The organism is Parabacteroides sp. AF17-3 (genome assembly GCF_003635445.1).
In the GTDB taxonomy this organism is placed as follows: domain Bacteria; phylum Bacteroidota; class Bacteroidia; order Bacteroidales; family Tannerellaceae; genus Parabacteroides; species Parabacteroides goldsteinii.
In genome coordinates this window covers 1-2421 of sequence record NZ_QTMM01000041.1, presented here as the reverse complement: position 1 = coordinate 2421, position 2421 = coordinate 1, and the positions used below count along the sequence as shown (strand labels likewise).

The window sequence follows — 2421 nt, the reverse complement described above, 5'->3', positions numbered from 1 at the left end:
GAAAGGGGCAGTAATGCCCCTGACCTACCCGGCAAAGCGATTGCATCGGCGAATATGGCGGATTATATTAAGTATCTCTATAAAACCGTTAGAAAGTATTTCGGTGAAGCGATTGTAGTCACACAGGAAGTCGAAGATATTATATCTTCTCCCATTGTAAAAGAGAGTATTATAAACAATTCGGATTGTAAGATACTGCTCGACCAAAGGAAGTATCTTAATAAATTCGATAGCATACAGAACCTTTTAGGGCTGACCGACAAGGAACGTTCACAGGTGCTTTCCATCAACCTTGCCAACCATCCGAACCGGAAATATAAGGAAGTTTGGATAGGCTTAGGCGGTACACAATCAGCCGTATATGCCACAGAAGTGAGTTTGGAAGAATATTACACGTTCACAACGGAAGAAACGGAAAAGATGGAACTTTTCGCTTTGTCCGAAAAGCTGGACGGCAATCTCGAACTGGCTATCAAACGGCTTGCCGAAAGCAAGCGTAATCCTGAAAAGTAATCAACTAACAATTTAAAAATCAATCAGTATGAAACATTTAAAGTTCATGTTTCCGGTGCTGTTATGCATCTTGTTACTGGGGCTTTCCTCCTGTAAGGAAACGAACGCCGACCGTCTTAGGGCGATGCGTGGCGACTGGGAAAGCGTGAAAAACCGTCCGGCGTTTACCCTCTTTGAGGAAAACGGGCAATATCGGGTAACGACCTATCGAAAAACCTACCGGGGGACTATCCAAACGGAAACCTATCAGATTTCAGAACAGGACGGAAACCTGTTCATTGAAACGGGGTTTTCCGTCCTGCTGACCTATGACAAAGAGAACGACCGGATTCTACTTTCACCCGGCGGAGAATACAAACGGAGTAAACAACCAATAAAGAAGTAAGCGTATGAGAACAAAGATTATAATGCTGCTCGTAGTATGCAGCCTGTTTGCCGAAAAGGTAAACGCACAGTGGGTAGTGAGTGACCCCGGCAACTTGGCGCAAGGGATTATCAATGCGTCAAAGAATATCGTGCAGACTTCATCCACAGCACAGAACATGATAAAGAATTTTCAGGAAACGGTAAAGATTTACCAACAGGGTAAGGAATACTACGACAGGCTTAAATCAGTGCATAACCTTGTGAAAGATGCCCGAAAGGTGCAAAAGTCTATCCTGCTTATCGGTGAGATTTCAGATATATACGTGAACAGTTTTCAGAAAATGCTTTCGGATGAGAACTACACGCCGGACGAACTTTCCGCCATCGCCTACGGCTATACCCAACTGTTACAGGAAAGTTCCGATGTACTGGAAGAAATGAAAGGTGTTGTGAACATCAACGGGCTTTCCATGTCGGATAAAGAACGGATGGACGTTATCGACCGGACGTATAACGCCATCAGGAACTACCGGGATTTGGTGAGTTACTATACCCGTAAGAATATTTCCGTTTCCTACCTGCGGGCGAAAAAGAAAAAGGACACTGACCGGGTAATGGCTTTGTATGGCTCGGCGAATGAACGTTACTGGTAACTTCTAAAAACAGATAAGTATGTTATTAGCAATCGAATTTGATAACCTGCATCAGATTTTACGAAGTCTGTACACGGATATGATGCCGTTATGCGGGAACATGGCGGGGGTAGCCAAAGGAATAGCGGGACTGGGGGCTTTGTTTTATGGGGCTGCCAAAGTATGGCAGTCGCTCGCCAGTGCCGAACCGATAGACGTTTACCCTTTGCTCCGTCCCTTTGTAATAGGCTTCTGTATTATGTTCTTCCCCACATTCGTACTGGGTACGATTAACAGCGTGATGTCCCCAGTAGTCAAGGGGTGTAACAATATGCTCGAAACGCAAACTTTCGATATGAACGCCTACCGGGAACAAAAGGACAAACTGGAATATGAAGCGATGGTGCGCAATCCGGAAACGGCTTACCTTGTTTCGGATGAAGCATTTGATAAACAGATTGACGAATTGGGATGGTCTGCCAAAGATATTGCCACAATGGGCGGTATGTACATGGATAGGGCAGCCCACAATATCAAGCAATCCGTCCGGGATTGGTTCAGGGAATTGTTGGAACTGCTCTTTCAATCGGCAGCCCTTGTGATAGACACTATCCGAACCTTTTTCTTGATTGTCCTTGCCATACTGGGTCCGATAGCCTTTGCCATCAGTGTATATGATGGCTTTCAGGCGACACTGACCCAATGGATAACAAGGTACATTTCCGTTTACCTGTGGCTGCCCGTTTCAGACCTGTTCAGTTCCATTCTTGCCCGAATACAGGTGCTTATGCTCCAAAAGGATATTCAGGAGCTATCAGACCCCAATTTTGTACCCGATAGCAGCAATTCAGTGTACATAATCTGTGCGCCCGTAGAGGCTGTGTAGTAAATATGCTGATTGCAAGGCATT

The 2421-nt window shown here is 45.2% G+C and carries 3 protein-coding genes and 1 pseudogene; all 4 read left to right on the top strand.

What is annotated here, in order from left to right; all coding sequences use genetic code 11:
• Positions 1–513 (top strand): TraG family conjugative transposon ATPase (locus tag DWW91_RS27400; protein ID WP_122329437.1); only part of this gene is annotated, 513 nt, incomplete at its 5' end.
• Positions 514–541: 28 nt separating this feature from the next.
• A complete protein-coding gene (locus DWW91_RS27395; RefSeq protein ID WP_122329436.1) occupies positions 542–898 on the top strand; it encodes a DUF3876 domain-containing protein in 357 nt (118 codons plus the stop codon).
• A 4-nt stretch (positions 899–902) separates the two neighbouring features.
• On the top strand, positions 903–1532 hold the full coding sequence (locus DWW91_RS27390) for a DUF4141 domain-containing protein (RefSeq protein WP_122329435.1): 630 nt from the start codon (positions 903–905) through the stop codon (positions 1530–1532).
• 19 nt (positions 1533–1551) lie between these two features.
• Positions 1552–2373, top strand: a pseudogene (traJ, locus tag DWW91_RS27385) (conjugative transposon protein TraJ); the annotation flags it as partial.
• Between the last annotated feature and the right edge of the window lie 48 nt (positions 2374–2421).